Genomic DNA, 25,265 nt, shown 5'->3' on the forward strand with positions numbered 1-25,265 from the left:
TCTGGACCCGTCTCCTGTGCGCGCGAGCACCGCGCCGCGACGGTAGGGGCCGGAGGGACCCGGTGCACGCGGCCTGATGTTTTCTTATTTTTGGCTTGATTTCGGGCTGGATTCGGACCGCGCGCTCGTCGATCGACCGCGCGCGGGCTCGATCACGCGTCGAGCTGCTCCTGCATCTCGCTGCGCAGGCGCTTCAGCTGGGAGAGGCCCTCGGGGTCGATTTCCATCGTCCCCTTCTGGGCGCGCGCCCCCGCCTCGAGCTTCTCGAGGATCGCATCCATCTTCGCGATCTTGCCCTGCTGGCGCGCCCTCAGGTCCTCGACCATCTTCTCAAACGCCTCGAAGAAGTGCTGGAGCTCGTCGCCCTTCCGGAGCTTCTCGCGCACGATCAGCTTGCCCTCGCCGACCTGACGGAGCAGCCGCTTCATCTTGAAGATCGGCCCGGCGATCTTGTGCGTGAAGACGATGCCCGCGATGCCGACGCCGAGGACGAGCAACGACAGGAGCGCGACGATGAGGCGCAGCAGCATCTGCTGGTTGTTCGCGACGTCGGCGGCCTGCCGCTCGAGCGCCTCCGCCCGCTGCTGCAGCGTGGCCGCGTCCCGCTCGAGCCGCGACTGCTCGTCCTTGAGCTTGCTCTCGTCGCGCTGCGCCGCCTCGCCGAACGTCTTCGCGAGCTCGGGGTCGTCCTTGTACTCCTTCGCGATGTTCATCGCGACGACCTCGCTGACCCGACGGCTCTGGACGAGCACCTCCTGGCCGCGCTTGACGGTCTCCTGACCCTGCCGGACGATCTCTTGCCCCTGCTGCACGGCGCTGCGGCTCTGCTCGATGATCTTCGAGCTCGCGTTCCAGAGGAGGATCCCGAGCGCCACGGAGAGCGCAAGGCTGATCCCCACGAGGAACCCCGTGTATTTCAGCTGAAAGTTCTGGTCGAGCAGGTAGTTCCGCGCGCTCCGCTGGTAGCGCGCTCTGACCTCCGGCGCGGAGGTCTGCGGGGCCGTGCTGGAAGCGTCGCTCATGGGATCCTCGAAGCTGGCTGGAGATGACAACGGTCGTGAGGCACTGGAAAAGCCAATATCGAGCGGCGAAGGTGCGTCACAACGAGGCGACGACCTTGTGGAAGGTCTCGACCGCGTTCTCGACGCACATCTTCATCAGGATGTTCTCGCTCTGGACGTCTTTCTTCGGGGTGCCGCTCTGCGTGAGCTTCGGCGCGAACTCACCCTGGAGCGACTTGGACGGATAGGTCCACATGCTGACGCGGACCACCTGGGTGAGGTTGCCGCCCTGGTACACGGCGGGCTCGACCGTGGCGAGGAGATAGAAACCCTTCAGCTTCTTGCCGTTCAGAATCTTCTTGCCTTGCGCCACCGTCTCGCCCTTGGGGGCGACCGCGTAGCCGGCCTTCGCGAGGAGCTTCGACTGTATCGCGGCGCGCACGAGCGGCTCGATCTCGGACTCGGGGCGGCCGCTCTTGTTCGTGATCTCGATGGCGACATAGTACTTCGTGTCCGCGCCCGGAGGCGGCGGCGCCGCCGAGCCGCCCCCACCGCCGGCGGACAGCGCCGCGATCGACTTCTGCATCTGCGACTTGACGGCCGGCGTCTGCTCGCGGCCCTCGGCGCGCTCCAGGCACGCGAGCCCCGCGGGCTTGCCGAGCTTGCCGAGCGCCGCGGCCGCCGCGACCTTGACGGACGCGTTGCTGTCCGTGAGCGCGTCGCAGAGCGGCCTCGTGGCGGCGTCGTCTCCCGACGCGCCGAGCGCGAGCGCCGCCTGCGTGCGGACGCGATAGTCCTCGTTGGTCCTGAGCTGGTCGGCGAGGTAGCTCGTGCGCTGATCCGCGTAGAGCCTCGTGGGTATCAGCGAGAGTACAAGCGTCACAACCAGCAACACGAGCACTGAAAAGGGCCGACGCATTCCACGTTCGACGATACACGAGCGCATCGCCGCCGTGGCGATCGGATCAGCGGGTCTACGCCCGAAATTTGGTGCGCACACGCTCGCACTTTTGCCTTGCATTCGCTCGCTCCTCGCTGCGACCAGACTGGACGGTTTGACGCGGCCTGCCCGCGGCGCTTCAACGCGTGAACCATGTTGGGCTCACGGCGAACACGGCTTCACCATCCGCTTGTCTACCCACCGCTGCCGCCATCGACCCGACGCGCTGCCGCGAGCTCGCGTGCACGTCCGCTCACGTCCGCTTACGTCCGCACTCGCCGCTTGCTCGCTCGGTCGCACCGCGGGCGCCGGGCGAGCGCGAGCTCGGCACGGCTTCAGATCGGCTTCCCCTTGCCCATGCCGCGTCGGCGTGACGGATAATGCGCGACCATGACGAGGAGCTCGCCGGAGGCCTTCGGGAGATGCGCGAACTGAGACGATGCCTGCCGTGGGCGCTCCTCGCGGCCACGGCGCTCGCCGCGGCGCCCGCGGCGCACGCGCAGACGCAAGGTGCGCCGCTCCGCATCCATGTGCGCGGAAGCGCGCAGATCGAGGCGGTCGCATGGACCGAGCCCGACGGGTTCGTCGTGCGCGGAAGCGTGGTCGACGACGCGCGGAGCGCGATCGCGGGGGCGCCGCTCTCCATCGATGCCCTCACGAGCGCCGGCGCCCCCGCGGTCCTGCCGGCGGTCGACGGGTGCGCGGCCGACGGCGCGGCGCGCGCACGCGAGCCCCGCCCCTCGCAAGGCGGCTACGTGATCGCGACGGACGAGCGCGGCGGGTTCTGCCTCCGCGGGCGCGCGCCGCTCGCGGACGCGACGCTGCGCATCCGGTTCGCAGGGGGAAAGCTCTACGACGCGGTCGAGGCGAAGATCCCGATCGAGGCGCACGCGGCCCCGCTCGCGCCGGTGATCCTCCGGTTCGATCCGCCGGTCGACGCGGTCGATCTCGATCGCCCGACGGTGAACGTCACCGTGGCGCTCCGGCTCGATCGCAGCGGCGCGCGCGGCGTCGGGAGCGGCGCGCCGCTCGAGCGCGAGCGCCAACCGATCGTGCTCGAGGACGAGCGCGGCGCGCGGCTCGCGGAGGCTCCGACCGGCGGCGACGGCCGCGCGCGCTTCGAGCTCCCGACCGAGCGCCTCGACGGCGCCGGACAGGGCGTGCTGCGCGCGCGCTTCGATGGCACCGCCACGCTCGCGAAGGCGAGCGTCAGCCAGAGCGTCGTCCGGTACGCGCAGGTCACGCTTGCTCTGTCGCATCCTGTCGAGCCGGCGCGCGCGGAGGACGGCGTGCCGATCGATCTCGAGGTGCGCTCGTCCCGCGGCCCGGTCGAGGGCGGCGTGGTCGAGGCGCTGCGCGCGGGCGAGCCCGTCGGGGCGGCCACCGTGACCGGCGGCAAGGCGCGGGTGATCGCCGCGTTCACCGCCGAGCGAGCGGGGACGGTCCCGATCTCGCTCCGCTACGTGCCCGCCGCTCCGTGGTGGATCCCCGGCGCGGAGCTCGCGATCGATGTGCCCGTCGCGGGCCCCGGGGCGTGGCGGCAGATCGCGCTCGGCGCCGCCGTCCTCGCCATCGCGGGCTGGGTGCTCGGCGGCTGGCGGCGGGCGCCGAAGCGCGCCGCGACGGCGCGCGCGGGCGACGAGCGGCCCGTCGCGCCGCCCGGTCGCGCCGGCGTGCGCGTCATGGGTCCGCTTGAGGGCGCGACCGGCTGGCGCGGCGCCGTCGCCGACGCGCATGACGGAACGCCCATCGCGCGCGCCGAGCTCGTGATCGTCGTCCCCGCCTTCGACGGCAGCGGCGTCATCGCCCGCGCGCTGACCGACGACGTCGGCGAGTTCTCGATCGAGGCGCCGTACCGGAGCGACGCGAGGCTCGTGGTCCGCGCGCCGATGCACAGCAGCCATGAGCAGGCGCTCCCGTCGCCGAGCAAGCTGGGCATCGCGCTGGTCACGCGGCGCCGCGCCGTCCTCGATCGCCTCGTCCGCTGGGCGCGGCGCCAGGGAGCGCCCTTCGAGGGGCCGCCGGAGCCGACGCCCGGGCACGTGCGCCGGGCGGCGAGCAGGGTTCAGCAGCGCGAGGTCGAGCTCTGGGCGAGCCGGATCGAGCACGCCGCCTTCGGCCCCGATCCCGTGGACGAGCGGATCGAGCAGGACCTCGGGGCGTCGGAGCCCAAGCCGGGCGCCTCGCCGCTGGCCCCGTGAGCCAGGCGACGGGGCCCGCGGAGCGCCGGCCCCGTCGCCGCGCCGATCTGCCGTTTCGCTGGTCGGATCGCGCCCCCGCGCGACCGCACGTTGACGTATGGGGTGCGTCCCATATAGTCGGCTCCCTCGCCGGAGAACGCCAACGTGGAAATCGCCCTAATTATCGTCGGCCTCGTCGTGATGGCGGCGATCGTCTACTTCGTCACGAAGAAGGCGCCGCCACCGGAGATCGCAGCGCCCCCCGAACCGAAGAAGCTCCAGGAGAAGGCGAAGCAGCCCTCCGAGAAGCCGGCGGACAAGCCGACCGAGAAGCCGCGTGCTCCGAAGAAGCCTCCGGCGGAGGAAGCTCCTCCGGCGAAGGCGAAGGAGCCCGCGCCGCAGGAGGAGCCGCCCGCGGCGGCGCCCGCCCCTGTCGAGGCGCCCGTCGCGCCGCCGCCCGCCATCGCGCCGGCGGCGCCCGAGCCCGCCGTCGCGGAGGCGCCCGTCGCGCCCGCGATCGAGGCGCCGGCCGTCAAGCCGGCCGCCAGGCCAGCGCGGGAGACCGCGCCTCCGGCCGCGCGCAAGCGAGACATCGAGGGGCTCCGCAAAGGCCTCACGAAGGTGCGGGAGAGCGAGGGGTTCTTCGGCCGGCTGAAGGCGCTGTTCGCCGGCAAGAAGGAGATCGATCCCAACGTCGTCGAGCAGATCGAAGAGGTGCTGCTCACCTCGGACGTCGGCGTGAAGACGACAGAGCTCCTCCTCGACGAGATCCGGTCGGCGCTCAGCAGGAACGAGCTCGCCGACACCGACAAGGTCTGGGACGCGCTGCGCGAGCACGCGAAGCGGATCCTGCGCGTCGGCGCGGGCGGCGGGCTGCCGCTGAAGGCGCAGCCCACCGTGGTGATGGTGGTCGGCGTGAACGGCGTGGGAAAGACGACCACGATCGGCAAGCTCGCGACGCAGCTCAAGGCCGAGGGCCGGACGGTGGTGCTCGCGGCGGGCGACACGTTCCGGGCGGCGGCGGTGCAGCAGCTCAACGTCTGGGGCAAGCGCGTGGGCTGCGAGGTCGTGCGCGGCAAGGACGGCGCGAACCCCGGCGCGGTGATCTTCGACGCGATCCAGAAGGCGAAGGACACCGGCGCCGACGTGGTGCTCGCCGACACCGCCGGGAGGCTGCACACGAAGACGAACCTCATGGAGGAGCTGTCCCGGGTCGCGCGCACCATGAACAAGGCGCTCGAGGGTGCGCCTCACGAGACGCTGCTCGTGCTCGACGCGACGAACGGCCAGAACGCCATGCAGCAGGCCGCGCTCTTCAAGGAGGCGCTGCCCATCACCGGCATCGTGCTGACGAAGCTCGACGGCACCGCCAAGGGCGGCGTCATCCTCGGCATCTGCGCCGAGCACGGGCTGCCCGTCCGGTACGTCGGCATCGGCGAGCGCGCGGAAGACCTCCGCGAGTTCGAGCCCGACGAGTTCGTCGAGGCGATGCTCGGCCGCGCCAGCGGCTCCGAAGACGCGGCCGCCTGACGCGCGCTCCGCGGCGTGAGCGCCGGCGGCGCTCGATCTCTCCTCACCACCCAATCGCGCGGCTCGACACCGGTCCAACCAACGGGCGATGGCTCCGATGTCTCGGCCACGCCGCGCCTCTGCCGCTGAACCCGTCAGGGGTCACCATCGTCGCGCCCTCGGCGCAAGCACACCGGCGATCCGAGCCCGCGGTGATTGTGCAGCGAGTCTGCCGCTCGCCGCGTGCCCACCCGGCGGGTCCCCTCCGCGACGCCGCCGGTCGTCCGTGGCAAAAGGATTTGGTTGTTGATCCTTTTATTTTCGACGTGATATAGTCCGTCGGGCTTGGCGGTTGACCGAATTATTTAATGAATTCGAGTAGTTAGGAAGCTGTACTACCTGGGCGATCGATCGCTCGCATCGCACGGACTTCGGAAGGGATGGCGATGAACCAGGCTCGCGTGGGGCTTCTCGTTGCGGCTGCGCTGGTCGCGATGCCGCTTACGGCATCAGCTCAGCCAAAAGGGCAACCCAAGGAAATCAACCTCGACGAGCCAGAGACTCCTGCCGAGGGCACGGAGCCGGTGGAGGCGCCCGCGGCCCCTGCCGAGGGCGGCGAGACGACGGGGCTTGGGGACATCTGTGCGATCGACCCGACGGCGTGTCCTACGATCAATTTGGAGAAGGAGGCCGCGAAGGATCTCAAGAACGAGACCTACGCGGTGCAGCAGATCTACGCGCTGCGCTACCACCGCTTCGAGGTGAACCCGTACTTCGGGCTGACGATGAACGATCAGTTCGTCGGCCACAACGGGCCGGGGCTCGCGGTCAACTGGTACCTCACCAACGTCCTCGCGATCGGGGTCAACGGCAACTGGTACGGCGCGCTCAACACGCCGTCGGACTTCAACTTCCAGACGAGCAGGGCGGCGCGTGTCGGCGAGCCGATCACCGAGTATCAGTGGAACGCGAATGCGAACTTCACGTACGTCCCCGCGTACGGCAAGTTCGCCGGGTTCAGCGACTTCATCTTCCACTACGACTTCTTCGTGCTGGGCGGTGTCGGCGCGATCTCGACGAGGCCGATGGCCGTCGTCGATCCCGACAACCGCACCTTCGACTGGAAGCCGAAGCTCTCGTTCCACGTCGGCGGTGGCCTCCGCATCTTCTTCAACCGCTGGTTTGCGGCGATGTTCGAGGTCAGCGACTACATCTTCTTCGACGAGCTCGAGAACCCCAGCGTCGACACAATCAACCCTCAGGACAAGAGCACCTGGCTCGCCGAGGGGAAGAGCTTCACCAACAACGTCCAGGCGCAGGTCGGGCTGTCGGTCTTCCTGCCGTTCTCCTGGGAATACCGGCTGCCGAAGTGAGGATTTTGGACGCGGGGACGCGCAGACGCCGAGCGCGAGACATAGGATGATTCAGCCAAAGACGGGGACAGGCATGATGCGTCGATTCGTCCAGAGCCTCTGCACCGTGGTGGCAGGGCTTACCGGCTGTGCACTTCTGATGACGGCTGCGCCCGCGGAGGCGCAGGAGATTCAGCTCACGGGCCCTCTGGCCGGCGCGCCGGCCGTGCGGAAGCTCCGGCTCCACCGTGACGGGCGGTTCGAGGTGGCTCCAGGCGCATCGTTCACGCTGCTGGACGAGTACCGGCGAACGATCATGCCGGGCCTGCGGCTCACCTACCACTTCACGGACTGGCTCGGCTTCGGCGCCTGGGGCGGGTACGGGTTTCAGTACAACGCCGGGTTGACGGACGAGCTCCAGCGCGTCGCGATCGACGGGCGTAACTGCGACGCCCAACCGTTCACGAAGGCGTGCCAGCTGACCAGCGTCAACCTGACCAAGGGCGACCTGACCAAGGATCAGCTCGGACAGATCCAGTGGGTCGCAGCGCCCCAGGTCACGGTCGTTCCCTTCCGCGGAAAGCTGGCGCTGTTCGCCGAGCTCTTCGTTGACACCGACGTGAGCTTCTTCGCGGGAGCCGCGGCGATCGGCGTGAAGGAGCGCAAGGAGTGCGGCACGACCAACCAGAACGCCTGCTCGGATACCTTCGGGCTCGAGAGCCGCATGGCCTTCGCGCCGACGTTCGGCCTCGGCTGGAACTTCTACCCGTCGGACTTCATCGGCTTCGGCGCGGAGTGGCGCGCCCTGCCGTTCGCATGGAATACTTCGGGCTTCGACAACCACGGGCTCGGAACGGACGAGGCGTTCCCTGACCGCAAGGTGGACGACAAGGACCGCGAATTCCACTTCACGAGCATGGTCACCGTGAGCCTGAGTATTCAATTCCCCACCGGCATCAAGACGACGGAGTAGACGGCTGCGCCGGCTCGCGGTGACCGAGCCGGTCCGCCCGGGATAGCTCGGGCGGGAAGCACCCTCTGCAGGGAGCCACTCTAGCGGGGTGCAGGTTCGTGTGATACGGGCTCAGCCGCTAGGCAGGCGCGTGCGGCATACGAGAGGTTGCCGCTGCGCGCCGAACGACGTGGGTGAGCCGGTAGCGCACGAAGATGCGCCCCGCTATAGATCGGGCGACGTTCGCCGGGTAGCTCGGACCGGGCGGCGGGGACAGCCACCAGAGGTCAGCGTTGGGTATTTTCGATTTTCTCCGCAAAAGCAATCCCCCTGCCGGGGGCGCCCCCTCCGACAGGAAGGTGGCCGGGCCTGCGAAGGTCGTCGCGGACAAGCGCGCTCAGACGTACGACCGCCTCGACGCCATCCAGTCGCTCGCCGCGATGAAGAGCGCGGATGCGGCGGCGGCGCTCCTCAGGCGCTTCACGTTTTCGATCGACCCCTCCATCACGGATCAAGAGGAGAAGGATCTGGCTTTCCGGGGGATCGTCGATGCGGGCAAGGACGCGGTGCCGGCCGTGGTCGAGTTCTGCATCAAGGCCGAGGCGCTCACCTGGCCGCTCAAGATCCTGCGGGCGCTGCTCGACGACACCGGGTACCGGACCGAGCTCGTCCAGCTGCTCGACCGCTTCGACACGGAGTATGCGCGCAACGTCGAGCCGAAGCAGCAGCTCATCATGGCGCTGGGCGACATCAAGGGCGACGACGTGCGGGTGGGGGTCGAGCGGTTCCTCGACGACGTCAACGAGACGGTCCGCTTCCACGCCGTGCAGACCATCTTTTCCCAGGGCGATGAGGCGAGCGTGCCAGCGCTGGTGAAGATGCTCGCGACCGAGGAGTCGGTCCGGGTGAAGAACAAGGTCGCCGAGGGGCTGATGACCCGGGGCTGGACGGTGCCGGCCGAGCTGCGGAGCAGCGCGAGCCAGGCGCTCCAGGACTCGAACGGCTTCAGCGTAGGCTCGGACGGCAAGCTCCGGAAGGGCGCCGGATACAGCTGACCCGGCGCGCATCGCGACAAGTCCGTTCGTCCTGCGATCGGGTTGACAGCATCACCGCGCGTGGACGAAACTCCACGCCATGCTTGTTCAGCCCTCGGCGGTAGCTGAGAGCGAAGCCGCGCAGACCGGCCCGCACAACATGACGAAAGCGAGCGCCGTCTGTGATTGAGCACCGCTCATGGATGGCGGAGCTTCCGTCACGACATCGTCCCCGGCGCCCCAGCGACGCGCGCCCAGGCACGCTCGTGGGGAGCGCCCGTCGCGTCCCCCTCCGTCGCCTCCCCCTGTCACGCGCGCTGGCCGCGGCGTGCCTGCTGCCTTGCGCGCTCGCCGCGCGCAGCGCGGCCGCAGCCGACTTCGAGGTCGAGTCGACGACCGGCGTCCAGGCCTACGAGGTCGCGGGCCCCTGGGGCGACACGAACATCGAGCGGCGGCGGCTCCTTCAGACGCTGGGGCTCGCCGTCTACAACCTCCAGGGCGACTCCGCCCCAGGCGGGGCCGACTACTCGGCGACCGTGCGGCTCCGGCTCGACGCGGACTTCGGGATGAATGGCCACCTCGACGGCGCGCAGCGGGGCGGCGAGACCGACTACAGCATCGATGGCGGCTCGCGCTACATCCCGGGGCTGCGCGAGGCGCCCCTCGATCTGATGTACGCGTACGTCGAAGGGCGGAACGTCGCCAGCGGGTGGCTCGGCTTCCGGGTCGGCCGCCAGTACGTGAGCGACGTGCTCGGGTGGTGGTCGTTCGACGGCGCGCTCGTCCGGGTGACGACGCCCTACTACGTTCAGCTCGAGGCGTACGGCGGGCTCGAGCAGCGCGGCGGCCTGCCGCTCTCCACATCGCGCTTCGAGCGGCAGGGGATCTGGCGCGGCAGCCACCGGGGATTCGGTGACGACCGGACTCAACCCGGAAGCGCGGCCGATTTCCCGTCGTACCAGGAGGCCGATCTGGCGCCGGCGTTCGGCGTCGCGCTCGAGAGCGCCGGCCCGAGCTACATCCACGGTCGCCTGACCTACCGCCGCGTTTACAACCTGGGAACCTCCGTCACCCAGCAGTTCCCGGATCCGGACGGAGGCGTCCGGACGTCCGACGGGTCGCGCATCTCGCAGGATCGGCTCGGGTACGCCGCCAACATCAACAAGCCGGACCTTGGCGGCATCAAGGGCGGAGTGACGTACGACTTCTACAACCAGCTCGTCGGCTCGTTCTACGGCGGCCTGGAGGTGTACGCCGGGAGCCGCGTCACGCTGGGGGCGGACGTCGACTACTTCGTTCCGACGTTCGACGCTGACTCGATCTGGAACTGGTTCACCCACGATCCCATCACCACGATCACCGGACGGGCGGCGGTGGACATCACCCGCGAGCTCGACGTCGCGGCCTGGGGCGGCACGCGGATGTGGATCGCCGAAGGCAACCCGGAGGAGTTCGGCGCTGGCCAGTGCGAGGCGGTGGAGCGACCAGGCTGCGTCGGCGCGACGTCGCTCGACCCGAATGACGGCGATCTCCGCGACTACGCGCGCGACGAGAAGAACCGGGCCACGACGATCTCGACCGATGTGCTCGCGAACCTCGCGGGCCGCTACCGCACGCGCACGACGTCGGTCGAGCTCCGCGGGATGCTGCAGACGGGGGAGCGCGGGCGGCGGACGGGGGCCGATCTCTCGGGAGAGAAGCGGCTGAGCGGTCAGCGCTACGCGCTCGGAGCGCGGATGTCGCTGTACGACTGGGAGGATCCGCTCAGGCCGGACCGGGGCGCGACGTCGTTCGGATATGTCCTCGGGGCCGGGTATCGGCCGGGCGAGGCCGCGGATTTCAAGATCGAGTGGGAGCACGACATGAACCGGCTTGTGGGCCAGCGCTTCCGGGTCGTCGGCCTCGTGAACCTGCGGGTGGCGCCGTGAGCGAGGATCGCATGGACGCAAGACAGGACGGACGCCGCCGCGCTCGGCGAGACGAGGCGAGGTTCGTCCCTGGGTGGGTCGCGATCGTCGCATGCCTGGGCGCGCTGGCGCTCGCGATCGTGGGCCCCGAGGCGGCTGCCCAGGCGAAGCCGCCGGCGGCAGCGGGAGACGACAGCGCCGAGGCGGCGGATGACGACGCCGAGGAAGGCGACGCCGAGGGAGAGGCGCCCGCCAAGGCGCCGCGCGGCGCGTACACGTCGGGCCTCCACCCGATGCCCGCCGACGCGGAGGTGCCGCTGGCGTGGATGCCGCCTGGGACGAGCGCGACCCCGGTCCCGAGCGACGAGATCTACCCCCCGCAGACGCTGACGATCCGCTTCAACCACAAGAAGCACGTCAAGGGGCTCAAGCAGACGTGCAAATCGTGCCACGGCGCGGCCTACACGAGCGGCGCGGTGACGGACCGGCTGCTGCCGAAGCCGAGCGAGACGTGCGACAACTGTCATGATGTCGATCACTCCGACCTCACCCAGGTGAAGGCGGGGACGAACGAGAACGGACAGTGTGCGTACTGCCATATCGGGGAGAACGCTGGCGCCGACGGAAAGGTGGCGCCGCTCGTGCTGCCGCACGCGAACCTCCGCTTCCCTCACGCGAAGCACGTGAACCGGAACATCAAGTGCAGCCAGTGCCACGGCCGCGTCGACCGGATCGAGCTCGCTACCCGTGATCAGCTGCCTCGCATGGCCGGCTGCTTCACGTGCCACAACATGAGCGGCGCGGCCCAGGGTGAGGCGAAGAGCGACTGCGACGTCTGCCACCTGACGCGCCCCGACGGGCGGCTCGTGACGGCGTTCGCCACGGGCGATCTGCTGCCGCCCGCGTGGCTGCACAGCGCGGGGCACACGCCCGACTGGCTCGAGCGGCACAAGCAGGTCGCCGCGAACGACAGCGCCTTCTGCGGGTCATGCCACAGCGCGAACTACTGCACCGACTGCCACGACGGGAAGATCCGTCCGCGCAACGTCCACCCGAACGACTTCCTCTCGATGCACCCGCAAGCGGCCCGGCAGGACAATCCTCGCTGCGTGAGCTGCCATCAGGAGCAGACGTTCTGTGCGGACTGTCACCGGCGGACGGGCGTGGCGCGCGAGGCGCCGAGCGCAGCGCGGCCCGCGGGGCGCCGCTTCCACCCCCCGCCGGCGGAGTGGACCACGGCGCCGCGGAGCGCGAAGCACCACGCCTGGGAAGCAGAGCGAAACCTGAATGCGTGCGTTTCCTGCCACACCGAGCGGGACTGCGCGACCTGCCACGCGACGCGCGGGGCGTCAGGCGGGCAAGGGCTGAACCCGCACCCGCTCGGGTTCGAGAGCAAGTGCAAGACGGCGTTCTCCCGGAACCCGCGTCCGTGCCTGGTGTGCCATCAGTCGAGCGACAGGTTCGTGCAGCGGTGCCAATGAAAAGTCAAAATCCGTCAGTATATTCCTTGCCCTGGCCTTCCGGCGACGGGTATAGCGAAGTGCGCGCGGCTTCCCTAACGATCGCCGCGAACGCCAAGGAGAACGGGCGTGAAGGAGCTGATCAAGTACCTGATCGACAACCTCTATCTCGATTTCCAGGGGGAAATCACGCTGGAGACAGTGCGGGGCTTCCTCCGCGAAGACGACGGACGGGAGGCACGCCAACTTTTGTCGAAGCTCATCGAGGAGAAAGGGGTAGACGACATGCTGATCACGCTGGCCGACTGTCTCAAGGAGCACATCCAGTCCGGGGTGAACGAGAAGGTCGTCCGCGAGCAGCTCTCGCTCTACTCAGAGAGCTGAGCACGCTGGCTCGCGCCACACGCCTTGCCCCCCTCCCCCTCTGTCTGCAGGCGGCCCTCGTGACGGCCGGCTGCGACGTGGGGGAGGCCACGCTCCAGCCGATCGACGCCCCTCCTGTCCAGCTGATCGAGGCGCGCGCCACGACCAGCCTCGACCAGAACTACCAGCCCGTCCGCACCGCGCTCGATCCCGCCGGCACGACCGAGGTCCTGTCGACCGCGAGCTTCGTGCTGAAGTTCGATCGTTACCTGCTGCCGAGCTCGGTGAGCGCCACGGTCGGCGCCGAATCCGTGTGCGTCTCGGGCGATCTGGCCACGGTCCAGACCTACGCGGACTGCATCAATCCGATCGCCCTGGCGCCCACGTACAACCCTGTCCAGCGGGAGGTCATCTTCCGCCAGATCGAGGGCATGCCGGGCCTGGTTCCCGGGACCCGGTATGCGCTGACGGTCTTCAAGCCGGCGGACGAGGCCGCGCCGTCCGGCGTCCGCGCGTTCGACGGCGCGCCCCTCGGCGGCAACACGCGCATCGAGTTCTCCGTCGCGGCGACGAACCCGCCTCAGGCGATGCCGGAGCGCCCGCCGAGCGGCGACTTCTTCTGCCAGCGAGACCTCGAGTGCGTCGCGGCCACGGCAGCTTGCCAGGGCGACGCTCCCACGGATCCGACGTGCGTCGCCTGCGTGAGGGGCGCCGCGTACTACCTCTTCTACGGCTGCTTCGGGTGCCACAACGGCGGGAGCGCCGCCGCAGGGCTGGACCTGAACCTGGGCACGGCGTTCAACCAGCTCGATCCGCTGTTCAAGACCGCGATCGGGCGCACCGCGCACCAGACCCAGATGGGCGAGAAGGCGCACGTGGCGGAGGCATCCCCGGAGCGCTTCGGCAGGGCCATGCCGCTCATCGACCCGGGAAACCCGGGGAACAGCTACCTGCTCTACAAGCTCCTCATCGGGCAGAGCGCGCTCGACCCCTCCTTGCCCGCCGATGCGGCGGAGAAGCTCCGCCAGGAGACCGAGCGGCTGCAGGGGGCGTTCGTGGTGGGGATGCCGATGCCGCCCCCGCCTTCAAACCCCATATTCTGGTTCCACCCCCAGACGCCGGAGGATCAGTACACAACGCCCTACGTGGACGGCATGGATATCCTGTCCGCGTGGATCCTCAACGGCGCCGCGCCGCGAGACTGCTCCGCCCCGGCTGCCTCGCCCTGACGGCGCTTGCGCGGCGTCACATCACGCGATTCCGCCCGGCCTTCTTCGCATGATAGAGCCGCTCGTCGGCGCGGCGGTAGAGCTCCATCGGCGAGACCGGCGCGTCCGGGGTGACGCCGGCGACCCCGAAGCTCGCGGTGACGGCGACCTCGCCCTCCTCGAAGCGGAACGGCGTGCGCTCCACGAGCGCGCGCAGCTTCTCGGCCACCAGGCGGGCGCCGTCGACGGCGATCTCCGGCACGAGCAGGGCGAACTCCTCCCCGCCGACGCGCGCGAGGATGTCGTCGCGGCGGACGTTCGCAGCAGCGAGCGCGGCCATCTGGCGGAGCACGGCGTCGCCCGTGAGGTGCCCGCGGGTGTCGTTGATGTTCTTGAAGTGATCGATGTCGAACATGATGAGCGCGAGGTGGCGATGGTAGCGGCAGGCCCGCGACACCTCGCGCTCCAGCGCGACCTCGAAGGAGCGCTTGTTGTGGACCTGCGTCAGACCGTCGAAGGTCATCAGCCGGTAGATCTCCTCGTGATACGAGAGCTCGACGTTCCCACCCTGGATGAACTTGAAGATCGTCCGGCCGATCTTCACCTGGTCACCGTCCTTGAGGGCGCGCTCATCGACGGAGACGTCGTTCACGTAGGTGCCATTGGTCGAGCCGAGATCGCGGACAACGTAGCTCATCCCCGTCCAGGAGATGCGCGCATGACGCCGGCTCACCGCGTCGTCGTCGAGCGGGATATCGGTCTGTATCGCGCGCCCACACTCGATCGCCCCGGTCCCCAGCGCGATGCGGCGCCCGAGCTCGGTGCCGTAGATCACCACCAGGCACGCGGTGCCCGGCGCCACCGGCAGCACCGGCGGGGCGATCGCGGTGCAGGTGACGAGCGTCTGCCGATGATCGTTCTCTTGCTTCGCCACGCTAGGGGACCCAAGTACACCAGAGCCGACGTGCCAGGGCAACGCGCGTCGCGCGTCGGACATGGTAGGCTTCGGCCATGAAACACTGCGGTTTCGCGCAGATGTGTGTCGCTGCCACGATGGTCGCCGGGCTCGCCGTTCCTCTGAGCGGGTGTGGCACGAGCTCGCCCCCGATCGACGAGGGCGACGCCGCGCCCGCGCCGCAACAACCCGAGACCGTCACGAGCTTTCCGGACGCGCCGCCGCTCCCGGGCGAGACCGAGTGCAAGGTCGTCGTCAGGACGGGGATCCCCGTCAGTTCGGCGCAACACGTGGCTACGTGCGCGCCTGTCCAGTACGCGACCAACCCGCCGAGCGGCGGAGATCACTGGGGCCTGTGGGCCGAGTACAAGCGCTTCGAGGCGGAGGTCCCGCGCGAGATGTACGTCCACAACCTCGAGCACGGCGCGATCGTCCTCGCGTACCGGTGCGCCTCGTCCGGCTGCGCAGAGGTGAAGGCGGTGCTCGACGAGGTGCGCGCCGAGGCCACCTCCGATCCGAAGTGCCTCCTGGTGCCGGGAGGGCCGGAGGCGCGGCTCGTGATGACGCCCGACAGCGCGCTGGACACCCCGGTCGCGGCCGCGGCCTGGGGCGCGACGTACACCGCGACGTGCCTCGACAAAGCGTCGCTCGCGCGCTTCGTGGCGGACCACTACGGCAAGGGCCCGGAAGACACCTGCAGCGACGCGGGGGCCGTCGATATCGATCTGCCAGACGGCGGCGCGCCGATCTGCGGCGAGGGATCAGGCGGCGGCGGCGGAGGCGGCGGGGCAGGCGCGGCGGGGGGCGCTCCGCCGGATCCGTAACCGGGTTGACAGGTGGCTCCTCGCCCGGGAGCATTCTGGGATGAGCGAGCCGTCGACCGTGCCACCTCGGTTGGCAGAGCGCTTCCGGCTGCTGGACGTCGCGGGGTCCGGCGGGTCGGCCGAGGTCTGGAGGGCCGTCGATCAGGAACGCGGCGGCATGGTGGCGCTCAAGCTCGAGCCGCGCGAGCGCGGAGCGTCCGCGGCGCAGCGCGCCTCTGCGCGGCGGGCGCTCGGCCGCGAGGCGCTGCACGCGGCGCTGGCGCTCTCGCCGCGGCTGCCGGAGCTCGTCGACGTCGGATGGCTCGCGGCGGCGTCTGGCGTCGCGCGCGCCGAGGGCGCCCCCGGCGAGGAGGGGCGCGCGTTCGTCGCGATGCGCTGGATCGAAGGGAGAGCCGTCGCCGACGCCCTGCGCGGGCTGCCCGCTGGCGAGCGCACGGCGCTCGCGCTCGCCGCCGCGCGCGACGCGGGCGAGGCGCTCGCCGACCTGCACGGCATCGGCCTGGCGCACGGAGATCTCAAGCCGGAGAACCTGATCCTGACGCCGGAGGGGCGGATCGCGGTGATCGACCTGGGGCTCGCCTGCTCGATCCACGAGACGTCCGTGGACGGGGCGACGCTGCGGTACATCGCGCGCGGGGACGCCGAGCTCGGAGACGCGCGGGCGAGGGATCTGCTCGCGCTGGGGACGCTGCTCGCCGAGATCGCCTTCCCCGGCGTGGCGGACGCGGACGATCCCATCGGCGCGGCGCGGGCCGCGGCGGCCGCGGAGCGCGCGGCCTGGCCGCCGCTCGACGCGATCTGCCGGGCGCTCCTCTCGCCCTCCCCCGCGGCGCGCCCGTCGTCCGCGTGGGTCACCGAGTCGGCCCGCGCCGCGATCGCCGGCGCGCAGCGCGCGCGGCCCCCGTTCGCCGCCCCCCCCGCGGGGCGCGCCGGCTGCGATGCGGGGGTGCCCGGCGCAGAGCGCGATCGACAGGACCGCGACGCGCGCCGCGTGCGCGCCGCTTACCTGCGCCTGCGGCGACACGAGCTCGAGGCGGCGCTCGGGGTGCGCGACGATGTCGCCCCCTGGCTCGTGGACGCGTTCGCGGTGGTCGAGCGGGTGCGCGCGCTCTCCGGCGCGTCGCTCCGCGCGGGCGACGGCGCGGCGCGCGTGGGTCCGCCGCAGAGCGACGCGGCGTGGCTGGGGCGGCTCGGGCCGGACCGCGTCGCGCGGTGGCTCACCGCGCTCGCGGGGACGAGCGCGGCGGCGTGGCCGATGGGGCCGCTCGCGTCTGCGCCGGAGAGGGCGCTCGCGGACGCGCTCGTCGCGCTCGCGCGGCAGGTCCCGCCGCGCGCCTGGACGTTCGCGGACGTCGAGGCGGCCGTGCTGGGAACCCCGGGGAGCGGCGCGCGGCGGAGGGCGAGCGCGGCGCCGGAGGACCGCGGAGCGGCGGAGGGCGCCGCCGACGCGCACGCCATCGGCGCGGCGGAGGCGGCGGCGCTGGCGCTCGCGATCGCGCGGGTGCCGCCGGATCCGCTCGCGCTCGAGGCGATCGAGCAGCGCGACGACGCGCCGGCCAGCCTGGTCGTCGCGGCGGCCAACGCGCTCCGGCTGCACGGCGACGCCGGGCGCGCGCGGAGCTTGATGCTGCGCTCGTGCGTTCGAGGCGCGACGGAGGCCGCGGCGCTCGCGGCGGAGGTGCTGCGGCGCGCCGGCGATCGCGCCCTCGCGGAGGAGCGCGCGCGCGCCGCGATCGACGCCGGCGCGGACCCGGAGGGGCGCGCGCGCGCGGTGCTCGCGCGCGTCGCGATCGACGCGGGGGCGCTGGAGGCGGCCGACGCGCTCGCCGGGGAGGCGGCCACGGCGCCGCTCTGCGAGGTGCGCGCGCTGCTCGCCGTGCTGCGCGGCGACACCGCGCGGGCGCTGTCGGAGGTGGCGCGCGGCGAGGCGCTCGCGAGCTCCGTCGAGGAGCTGGCGCGGATGGCCGCCGTGCGCGGTTACGCGTGGCACGCGAGCGATCCGGAGCGCGCGCACGCGTCGTTCAGCGCCGCGGTCGACTACGCGGTCCGCGCCGGCGCGGTGGTCGAGGAGGCGACCTACCGGACCGGCGAGGCGGCGGCGGCGGTGGATCTCGGCGATCTCGACGGCGCGATCGCGACCTCGACCCGCGCGGCGCTGCTCTGGGAGCACCTCGGCCGGCCGGCGCAGGGCGCCCGGGCGCTGCTCGCCTGCGCCGCCGCCTACGCCACCGCGGGCCTGGTGCACGAGACCTGCCGGACCGCCGAGGACGCCATCGCGCGGGCCCGCGACGCGGGCGACGCGAAGGCGGAGGCGTACGCGCTCTGGGCCATCGCCGACGTGGTCGCCGCGCGAGACGACGGCGTCGTGAGCGCGGACGTCGGATCGCACGTCGACCCGCGCGCGGCGGCGGCGCGCGCGGCGGCGCTCCTCGCCGGAGGCTCCGCGGACGACACGCTGCGGGCGGCCGCGCGGCTCCTCCGCCACGGCGCGGGCGAGCTCGATGGAGCCCGCGTCGAGGAGCTCGACGAGCTCGCGAACGGCCCGGAGCCCGCGGCGGCCTCGCGGCTCGACTGGTGGGGAGCGCGCGCCGCGATCGCGCTCGCCGCGGACGGCGTCGGCGCCGCGACCGCGCTCGCCGCGGACGGCGTCGGCGCCGCGACCGCGCTCGCCGCGGACGACGCGCCGCTCGGCCCGGCGGGCGCGTCGGCGTGGCGCGGCCGCAGCGACCGCATCCTCGCCGCGATCGCCGCGCTCGCGGGCGCCCGCGCCCCGATCGCGGCGCGCGGTCCGGCGCTGGCCGCGGCGCACGCGCTGGCCGTCAGGGCCGGGCAGACGGACGTCGCGCACCGGGTGCTCGCGGCGCTCGCCGACGCCGCGCGCGAGCTCTGCGGGCGCACCGCGGGCGCAGGCTCGGCGGGCGCCTCCGCTGCCTCGCCAGGGGCGTCGGCGCTCTCCGGCGCGGTGCGGTCGCTCCCGTGGGTCGTCCGCGCGCGGGCGCTGCCGGAGAGCGGGCTTCGGCCCGAGCAGGCGCGCGATCTGGAGGCCCTCGTCGGCGCGCTCGGCGAGCGCGAGCGGCTCGCGCCGCTGCTCGACCGGGTCGTCGACGCGCTCGTGCTCTGGACGGGGGTCGAGCGGGGGCTCCTGCTCCTGCGCGCCCCGAACGGGCGCCTCGTCCCGCGAGCCGCGCGCAACCTGGCGCGCTCGCGCCTCGGCGCGGAGCAGCTCGCGCTGTCGGAGACGCTCGCGCGCCGCGCCCTGGAGGCGCGCGAGCCGGTGGTCGCGGTCGACGCGGCCGGGGAGCTGCCGAGCGTGCACCACAGCGTGCACGCGCTGAAGCTGCGGAGCGTGCTGGCCGTCCCGCTCGTCGCGCGCGGCGAGGCGCTCGGCGTCGTCTACCTCGACGACCGCGTGCGCCGCGGCGCGTTCGGCGCGCAGGAGCTGCGGTGGGCGCGCGCCATCGCGTCGGTCGCGGCGCTGGCGATCTCCGACGCGCGCGCGCAGGTCGAGCTGCGCCGCGCCGCGCGCCGCGCGGAGCGCGCCTCGTCGCGCCTCGCCGAGGAGCTCGCGCGGCGCGAGGCGGAGCTCGACGCCGCGGCGATCGAGCTCGCCAGGGCGCGCGGCGGCCGCGACACCCGCTACCGGTACGACGCCATCATCGGCGAGAGCGAGCCTCTGCGCGCGATGCTGCGCCTCGTCGATCGGGTGACCGCCTCCGAGGTGCCGGTGCTCGTGTGCGGCGAGTCCGGCAGCGGCAAGGAGCTCGTGGCGCGGGCCATCCACCACAACGGCCCGCGCGCCGCGCACGCCTTCGTGAGCGAGAACTGCGGCGCGATCCCCGAAGGGCTCCTCGAGTCGGCGCTCTTCGGGCACGTGCGCGGCGCGTTCACGGGCGCGGATCGCCCGCGCGCCGGGCTCTTCGAGGTGGCCGATCGGGGCACGCTGTTCCTCGACGAGATCGGCGAGATGAGCCTCGCGATGCAGACGAAGCTGCTGCGGGTCATCGAGGACGGCCTCGTGAGGCCGATCGGCTCGGAGCGGGCGCGCAAGGTCGACGTGCGCGTCATCGCCGCGACCCACCGGGATCTGGAGGCGCTCGTCCGGGCCCGCGCATTCCGGGAGGATCTGCTCTACAGGCTGAACATCATCACGATCCGGGTGCCGCCGCTGCGCGAGCGCGCGACGGACGTGCCGCTCATCGTCCAGCACTTCGTCGAGAAGCACAGCCGCGGCCCGGTCCGGGTCACGCGCGGGGCGATGGAGCGGCTCTCGGCCTGCGCGTGGCCGGGCAACGTGCGCCAGCTGGAGAACGAGATCCGGCGGGCGATCGTCCTCTGCGACGGGACCATCGATCGGGAGCACCTTTCACCGGAGATCGCGCACGGCGGCAACGCGGCGCCCCTCGAGCTCGGCCTCAACGTCCGGGCGAGGATCGACGCGCTGGAGACGGAGCTCGTGCGCGACGCGCTCGAGCGCACGCGCGGGAACCAGACGCAGGCCGCCAAGCTGCTGGGCCTGTCCAGGTTCGGCCTTCAGAAGATGATCAAGCGGCTCTCCATCGAGGCGTGAGGCGGGCCCGAGCGGGTCACCTCGACTTCACGAGGGCGCCCGCGTCGCGCAGGATCGCGTCGATCCCGTCGTCGTTCGCCTCGTAGTAGCCGCGGATCACGCCCTGCTGGTCGACCAGCACGAGGCGCTCGCCATGGAAGATGCTGAAGAGGCCAGGGCTCGACTCCTTCTTGCCCATGGCGATCTTGAAGCCGTCGAGGACCGTCGATTCTATCTGATCGAGGGGGCCTGTCAGGAACGTCCAGCGCTCGAGCGGGAGCCGCTGCGACGCCGCGTAGGCCGCGAGCACCGCCGGGGTGTCGTTCTCCGGATCGACGGTGAATGTCACGAGGTGGAGCGCGTCACCGAGATCGCGGCCTCGGCGCTCGATCTCGCTCATGCGCTGCGTGAGCTTGGGACAGACGGTCGGGCAGGTCGTGAAGATGAAGTCCGCGATCCACACGCGGCCCCGGAGCTGCTCCAGCCCGAACCGCGCGCCCCGCTGATCCGTGAGCTCGAAGGCGGGCAGAGGGATGCGGATCGCGGGCGTCTCCGCGGCCTGGCCGTGGAGCGCGCGCCCGGCGACCCCGATGGTGACGAGCGCCACGAGCCCGACCAGCGCGAGGAGCGCGGCCCAGAACACCGGCGTGCCCACGAGCCCGCCGCGCCGGGGCCTCCCCGCGTCGCCGCGATCGGACGGAAGTGATTGGCCGGTCGGCTCCGCAGGCGGCAGAGCGCCGCTCGCGTGGCGCGTGGGCTCCGTTGAGACCATCCGGTGACGCTTAAGGGCCTGTCTCCCGTGAGTCAAGGCGACGAGGCGCCGCTCAGGCGCCGATCATCAGCGCAGCGAAGAGGAGCACCAGGTACACCATGGAGGCGAAGAAGACCTGACGGGCCCAGCGAGCGCCGGTGCCCGCGCGGAGACCGTAGGCGCCGAGCCCGAAGAACGCGCCGCCGAGGAGGACCGCGGCGCCGAGGTAGACAGGGCCCGCCACGCCGAGCGGGACGAACAGCACCGAGGACACCACGAGCAGCGCGAGGTAGCCGACGATGTGGCGCCGGGTCGTGAGATCGCCCTTCTCGAGCGGCAGCACCTTGAGCCCTGCGCGCTGGTACTCGTCCTGACGGAAGAGCGAAATCGCGAGGAAATGCGGGATCTGCCACAGGAACATGACAGCGAAGAGCAGGAAGCCGGGCGCGTCGATCTGCCCTGTGACGCTCGTCCACCCGAGCAGCGGCGGGATGGCGCCGGGGATCGCGCCGATCGGCAGCGACAGCGTCGTCCTGCGCTTGAGCGGGGTATAGACGAGGACGTAGCTGAGCAGCGCCGCCGCGGCGAGCACGCCCGTGATCGCGTTCACCCCGACGAACAGCACCGGAATCGAGGCCGCCGAGAGCGCGATCCCGAACCAGAGCGCCAGCTCCGGCGAAAGCCGCCGCGCCGGCAAGGGACGGCTCCGCGTCCGCTCCATCAGCAGATCGGTGTCGCGCTCGATGTACATGTTGAGCGCGTTGGCGCCGGACACGACGAGGACCGTCCCCAGCAACGCCAGCGCAAGCTGCGCCGGCGGCACCGCCGCGCGCTCGATCGCGGCCTCTCCCGCCAGCCCGGCGCGGAGATAGCGGCTCGCGACCCACATGCCGCCGAGCATCGTCGCGACCACCATCCTCGTGATGCGCGGCTTGGTGAGGCTCACGAGATCGGCCGCTCCCTTGAGCAGCGGGCGCGCGCTCGTGGGGACCGCACAGCCGCCGCCCTCGGACGGCTCGGCCTGGCGAACGTAAGGGACCGGGGCGCGCTCGGCGGCCTGCTCGACGCTCATGGTCACGCGCTCACCTCGCTGTTGTGCCCGGCGCCCGCGCCGCGCGCTCGCGCGACATCCCCGAAGATCCCTCGTCTCGGGACAGCCACACTGAAAAACTGCGTCATCACCGGAGCGCGGGAGGCGGGAGAAAACAGCATCGGGGCCGGGAGACTAGCGCGCACAACACGTCTCGGGGAGTCGAGTTCGTCAGTTGTCGCCCGCCTCCCTTTAGGGCACGAGTCGCCTTGCGGCAACCGTCGTGGCGTGCTCATCCGTTCTTTGCGCGTCGAGCGAGCCTGGAAAGGTCGCTCCCCCGCGCCGCTCGCCGCCAGCCGGGCGGCCCGGGGCGGGGCGACGCCTGCCGCAGGCGCTGCCATGGACCTCACCAAAGGCCCTTGAGCTCGTCCCTGTTTTCCGCCGGCTCAGGCTCGGTGCCGGCGTACGTGAACGTGACCTGGGCGGGCTTGTCGTCCGCGACCGTGACGTCGGCCGTCTTCAGGCCATGGTGGGGGTGCCACGCCTCGAGCTTGTACTTGCCGGCAGGGACCTTCTCGATCGTGAACGAGCCGTCATCGCCGCTCACGGCGAAGAACGGGTGATCCGTCACCACGACAAAGCCGCGCATCCACGGGTGGACGTCGCAGGTGAGCTTGATGATACCGTCCTTCCACGCCTTCGTGAGCGGCGCGGCGCCGCCCGGCTGCGCCTGGTTGAACAGCGTCTCAGAGCCCTTGTAGGTGTGCACGTTGTGCAGCGTCCGGTCGCTGTTCTTGATGTCGACCTGCTGCTCGGAGACCACGCCCTGGATGCGCGGCACATACATGCAGTCCTGCTGGTCGACCACCGCGTGCGCGTCGGGCGCCTTCCAGCTGCCCGGCACGCCTCCGACCGCGATGCGGACGAAGGTGTCCTTGAGCTTGCCATCGTTGACGACAACAGCGTTGTACAGGACATCTTTGTCCTGGCAGACCGGGGCGTCCTTGCGCGCGGTGGGGACCTTCATCTCGACCGGCTTGCCGGTGAACCTGACGACCCCCTTGATGATCCCCTTGCCCGCGGGGGCAGCCGGGGCGGCCTCCTGCGCTGTGGCCCTGGGCGCTTCGGACCCGTGCGGGGCCGCGGCGGGCTTCTCGACCGAGGCCACCGGGGGCGCCGCCGTGGTGGCGGTCGCGGCCGTACCGCCGCTGGGCCTCGAGGGCTCCTCGGGGCACCCTGCGAGCGCCAGCGCGGTGAGCGCGAGAGCAGAGAGCGAGGCGAGATCGCGACGATGCATGAGGACTCTCCCGCGCCCGCGGCGCGCCACGCGAGCCTGGTTCGCGCCCCTCCGAGCCTGACCTGGCCTTTTAAGGAGGGACCGTCTGGACCGGGCGGCGGCTCCCCCCGCGTCCTTCTGGCGAGCAGCGGGTGGAATGCCGCGCGCTGTTCTTCCGCACAGCGAGGGCGTGCTTAACGAGTGTCGTCGCTCGCGTCAACCTGACGCGCCGCCGGTGGTGTCCGGTTTCCCGGCGCCCGGGAGCGAGCTCGATGTGCGCTCGCGCTCGTTCGCGAGCATGGCCGCCCAGAAGCCGCGCTCGTCGCGGGCCACGAGCGCGATGCAGAGCGCGGCGATCACCAGCGACAGCGCGCCGAGCGGCACCTCCGGGGCGCTGCCCGCGACGAGCAGCAGCGCGAGCGCGCCGCCCAGCGCCGGCAGCCGCGGCGGGGCGACGAGCGCGAGCGCGACGATCACCACCGAGAGCGCGGCGACGAAGAGCTGTATCGAGAGCGGCACGACCGGAGCGGGGCGGGTGAGCAGCCGGTCGAGCGCGCGGCGGACGAGCGCCTCGACCATGGATGCGTCGTCGGCGGCGCCCGCGAGCGCCGCCCGCGTGGCGAACAGCGCCGACGCGAGCGCCACCAGCGAGAACGGGCTCACGAGGCGCGGCCGCGGCGGCTCGGCGCCACGCGGCCGCGCCTCGCGGCCCGCGCCGAGCGCGACCGTCGCCGCGAGGACGGCCAGCGCATCGAGGGCGAACGCGGCGGTCGCGACAGAGCTCGTCGCGCCGGCGAGCGCCTTCGACCCGCGGTCGTTCGCCCAGACGGCCAGGAGGACGCCGGCGAGCCGCACGAGCGCGGAGGCGCCGACGAGCCCGAGCGCGGCCGCGACCGGCCGCACGAACGGGACGCGGAGCGCCTCCCACGCGCTGCCGAGCGCGAGGATCGCGGCGCTCACGCCGATGAGCGCGGCGGACAGATCGGGCACGCGCTGCACGGTCGCGTGCAGCACGACCAGGATGACGAAGCTGCCCGCGACGATCGCGCCGATCCGCAGCGCGTACGGGACGCGGCTCCGCACGACCGCGCTGATCAGCGCCATCGCGACGACGATGGCGCCGATCGCGAAGAGCTGCGAGGCGCCGGCGCCGGCGAGCTCGATCGTGTGGACAGCGCGCTCGATGCCCACCGCCAGGCCGACCATCGCCGGCGCGACCATGCGGCCGAGGATCATCGCGAGCAGGGCGAGGACGGCGAGCGGCCGGATCAGCGCGAGCACTGGCAGGCCGGCGAGCGGAGGCCGCCCGGCGCCGGAGGACCGGCGCTCTGCGGGCGGAGGCCCGCCGCCCTCCTCGCGACGAGGCGAGGCAGCGGTGTCCGGCGCGGCGGAGGGAGGAGGGCCTTCGGGTGGAAGATCGATGGTGAGGAGCATGAAAGAAGAGCGCCCGTCGCTCAGCCCTTGTCCCAGGCGCGGGGGGCGTCGAGATCCGTGAAGACCGCGGCGGTCGCCGAGGCGTCGATCAGGTCCTGCATCCGCTGGCCGCCCGCCTCCTCGACGATGCGATCGTCGTACTCGTCGGCGAGCACGGACAGATCCCGGAGGGCGACCAGGATCTCGTCGGCGTCGAGCGTCTCGCCGCCGAGGAGCGTGTGGACGATGACCACACACGAGCCCTGCGCGACGTAACCGAAGGCGCCGAAGCGGATGCGCGCGTTCAGGCGGAGCAGCTTCATCGCGAGGTCCGGCGTCATCTCGACGCCGCGGGCGAGCTGCGCGACGAGCCGCACGAGCGCGCGATCGGGCGACCAGGGAAGGACATGAAGGTAGACGTACGCGGTCCCCTGGCGAACGACGTAGAACTGCGGCTCGACTCGGGTGAACGCCGGGGAATCCGCGAGCGCCGCCTCGATGCGCGCGTTGGTCACTCGAACGGCCTCGTCGGAATCCTTCGGCATGACGCGGAGGATACATCGC

At 71.7% G+C, this 25,265-nt stretch carries 19 protein-coding genes; 11 read left to right on the forward strand and 8 right to left on the reverse strand.

Annotation, left to right across the window (positions count from 1 at the left end):
• Positions 1-152: 152 nt before the first annotated feature.
• Together ACSRUE_RS33245 and ACSRUE_RS33250 are read right to left on the reverse strand one after the other, a co-directional pair.
• Complete coding sequence (locus ACSRUE_RS33245) at positions 153-1,022, reverse strand: HAMP domain-containing protein (RefSeq protein WP_441287108.1); 870 nt, start codon at positions 1,020-1,022, stop codon at positions 153-155.
• Between the two features lie 76 nt (positions 1,023-1,098).
• Positions 1,099-1,884 (reverse strand): HEAT repeat domain-containing protein, encoded by a 786-nt coding sequence (locus ACSRUE_RS33250; protein ID WP_441287109.1) that lies wholly within the window; start codon positions 1,882-1,884, stop codon positions 1,099-1,101.
• Between the two features lie 479 nt (positions 1,885-2,363).
• On the opposite strand from ACSRUE_RS33250, the gene ACSRUE_RS33255 reads away from it, so the two are divergent.
• The 9 genes from ACSRUE_RS33255 (at position 2,364) to ACSRUE_RS33295 (ending at position 13,927) form a co-directional block, all read left to right on the forward strand.
• Positions 2,364-4,142, forward strand: a complete 1,779-nt coding sequence (locus ACSRUE_RS33255; RefSeq protein ID WP_441287110.1) for a carboxypeptidase regulatory-like domain-containing protein — start codon at positions 2,364-2,366, stop codon at positions 4,140-4,142.
• Between the two features lie 144 nt (positions 4,143-4,286).
• Entirely contained in the window at positions 4,287-5,651 is a 1,365-nt protein-coding gene (ftsY, locus tag ACSRUE_RS33260) for a signal recognition particle-docking protein FtsY (RefSeq protein ID WP_441287111.1), read from the forward strand.
• 656 nt (positions 5,652-6,307) lie between these two features.
• Positions 6,308-7,003 carry an outer membrane beta-barrel domain-containing protein gene (locus ACSRUE_RS33265; protein ID WP_437768240.1) on the forward strand — a complete coding sequence of 232 codons (696 nt, stop codon included), beginning with the start codon at positions 6,308-6,310 and terminating at the stop codon, positions 7,001-7,003.
• A 73-nt stretch (positions 7,004-7,076) separates the two neighbouring features.
• The gene (locus tag ACSRUE_RS33270; protein WP_441287112.1) at positions 7,077-7,955 is read left to right on the forward strand and encodes a hypothetical protein; all 879 of its coding nucleotides are present in this window, start codon (positions 7,077-7,079) and stop codon (positions 7,953-7,955) included.
• A 338-nt stretch (positions 7,956-8,293) separates the two neighbouring features.
• Positions 8,294-8,989 (forward strand): HEAT repeat domain-containing protein, encoded by a 696-nt coding sequence (locus ACSRUE_RS33275; RefSeq protein ID WP_441287113.1) that lies wholly within the window; start codon positions 8,294-8,296, stop codon positions 8,987-8,989.
• Between the two features lie 245 nt (positions 8,990-9,234).
• A complete protein-coding gene (locus tag ACSRUE_RS33280) occupies positions 9,235-10,896 on the forward strand; it encodes a hypothetical protein (protein WP_441287114.1) in 1,662 nt (553 codons plus the stop codon).
• 11 nt (positions 10,897-10,907) lie between these two features.
• Positions 10,908-12,356, forward strand: a complete 1,449-nt coding sequence (locus ACSRUE_RS33285; RefSeq protein ID WP_441287115.1) for a cytochrome c3 family protein — start codon at positions 10,908-10,910, stop codon at positions 12,354-12,356.
• A gap of 108 nt (positions 12,357-12,464) precedes the next feature.
• Positions 12,465-12,719: a hypothetical protein gene (locus ACSRUE_RS33290; RefSeq protein ID WP_044964942.1), complete on the forward strand. Its 255-nt coding sequence runs from the start codon at positions 12,465-12,467 to the stop codon at positions 12,717-12,719.
• A 59-nt stretch (positions 12,720-12,778) separates the two neighbouring features.
• Positions 12,779-13,927: a hypothetical protein gene (locus ACSRUE_RS33295; RefSeq protein ID WP_441287116.1), complete on the forward strand. Its 1,149-nt coding sequence runs from the start codon at positions 12,779-12,781 to the stop codon at positions 13,925-13,927.
• Between the two features lie 16 nt (positions 13,928-13,943).
• On the opposite strand, the gene ACSRUE_RS33300 is transcribed toward ACSRUE_RS33295, so the two are convergent.
• The gene (locus ACSRUE_RS33300) at positions 13,944-14,840 is read right to left on the reverse strand and encodes a diguanylate cyclase (protein WP_437768246.1); all 897 of its coding nucleotides are present in this window, start codon (positions 14,838-14,840) and stop codon (positions 13,944-13,946) included.
• A 77-nt stretch (positions 14,841-14,917) separates the two neighbouring features.
• Between ACSRUE_RS33300 and ACSRUE_RS33305 the strand changes: the two genes are divergently transcribed.
• Positions 14,918-15,685: a DUF3105 domain-containing protein gene (locus ACSRUE_RS33305; RefSeq protein WP_441287117.1), complete on the forward strand. Its 768-nt coding sequence runs from the start codon at positions 14,918-14,920 to the stop codon at positions 15,683-15,685.
• A gap of 40 nt (positions 15,686-15,725) precedes the next feature.
• On the forward strand, positions 15,726-20,252 hold the full coding sequence (locus ACSRUE_RS33310; protein ID WP_441287118.1) for a sigma 54-interacting transcriptional regulator: 4,527 nt from the start codon (positions 15,726-15,728) through the stop codon (positions 20,250-20,252).
• Between the two features lie 16 nt (positions 20,253-20,268).
• On the opposite strand, the gene ACSRUE_RS33315 is transcribed toward ACSRUE_RS33310, so the two are convergent.
• From ACSRUE_RS33315 to ACSRUE_RS33335, 5 genes are all read right to left on the reverse strand, one after another.
• Positions 20,269-21,003 carry an SCO family protein gene (locus ACSRUE_RS33315; protein WP_441287119.1) on the reverse strand — a complete coding sequence of 245 codons (735 nt, stop codon included), beginning with the start codon at positions 21,001-21,003 and terminating at the stop codon, positions 20,269-20,271.
• Positions 21,004-21,055: 52 nt separating this feature from the next.
• Positions 21,056-22,054, reverse strand: a complete 999-nt coding sequence (gene cyoE, locus ACSRUE_RS33320) for a heme o synthase (protein ID WP_441293154.1) — start codon at positions 22,052-22,054, stop codon at positions 21,056-21,058.
• A gap of 364 nt (positions 22,055-22,418) precedes the next feature.
• Entirely contained in the window at positions 22,419-23,309 is an 891-nt protein-coding gene (locus ACSRUE_RS33325) for a carboxypeptidase regulatory-like domain-containing protein (protein ID WP_441287120.1), read from the reverse strand.
• Positions 23,310-23,504: 195 nt separating this feature from the next.
• Positions 23,505-24,722, reverse strand: coding sequence for a hypothetical protein (locus ACSRUE_RS33330; RefSeq protein ID WP_441287121.1), 1,218 nt, complete (start codon positions 24,720-24,722; stop codon positions 23,505-23,507).
• 20 nt (positions 24,723-24,742) lie between these two features.
• A complete protein-coding gene (locus ACSRUE_RS33335) occupies positions 24,743-25,246 on the reverse strand; it encodes a T3SS (YopN, CesT) and YbjN peptide-binding chaperone 1 (RefSeq protein WP_441287122.1) in 504 nt (167 codons plus the stop codon).
• Positions 25,247-25,265: the final 19 nt, after the last annotated feature.

Origin of the sequence: Sorangium sp. KYC3313, assembly GCF_052075895.1 — a bacterium.
Lineage (GTDB): Bacteria > Myxococcota_A > Polyangia > Polyangiales > Polyangiaceae > Sorangium > Sorangium cellulosum_B.

Coding starts and splice junctions, on each gene's coding strand:
- ACSRUE_RS33255 (WP_441287110.1), top strand. CDS start 2,364: ATGCGCGAACTGAGACGATGCCTGCCGTGGGCGCTCCTCGCGGCCACG.
- ACSRUE_RS33285 (WP_441287115.1), top strand. CDS start 10,908: ATGGACGCAAGACAGGACGGACGCCGCCGCGCTCGGCGAGACGAGGCG.
- ACSRUE_RS33305 (WP_441287117.1), top strand. CDS start 14,918: ATGAAACACTGCGGTTTCGCGCAGATGTGTGTCGCTGCCACGATGGTC.
- ACSRUE_RS33270 (WP_441287112.1), top strand. CDS start 7,077: ATGATGCGTCGATTCGTCCAGAGCCTCTGCACCGTGGTGGCAGGGCTT.
- cyoE (WP_441293154.1), bottom strand. CDS start 22,054: ATGAGCGTCGAGCAGGCCGCCGAGCGCGCCCCGGTCCCTTACGTTCGC.
- ACSRUE_RS33330 (WP_441287121.1), bottom strand. CDS start 24,722: ATGCTCCTCACCATCGATCTTCCACCCGAAGGCCCTCCTCCCTCCGCC.
- ACSRUE_RS33315 (WP_441287119.1), bottom strand. CDS start 21,003: ATGGTCTCAACGGAGCCCACGCGCCACGCGAGCGGCGCTCTGCCGCCT.
- ACSRUE_RS33310 (WP_441287118.1), top strand. CDS start 15,726: ATGAGCGAGCCGTCGACCGTGCCACCTCGGTTGGCAGAGCGCTTCCGG.
- ACSRUE_RS33335 (WP_441287122.1), bottom strand. CDS start 25,246: ATGCCGAAGGATTCCGACGAGGCCGTTCGAGTGACCAACGCGCGCATC.
- ACSRUE_RS33245 (WP_441287108.1), bottom strand. CDS start 1,022: ATGAGCGACGCTTCCAGCACGGCCCCGCAGACCTCCGCGCCGGAGGTC.
- ACSRUE_RS33325 (WP_441287120.1), bottom strand. CDS start 23,309: ATGCATCGTCGCGATCTCGCCTCGCTCTCTGCTCTCGCGCTCACCGCG.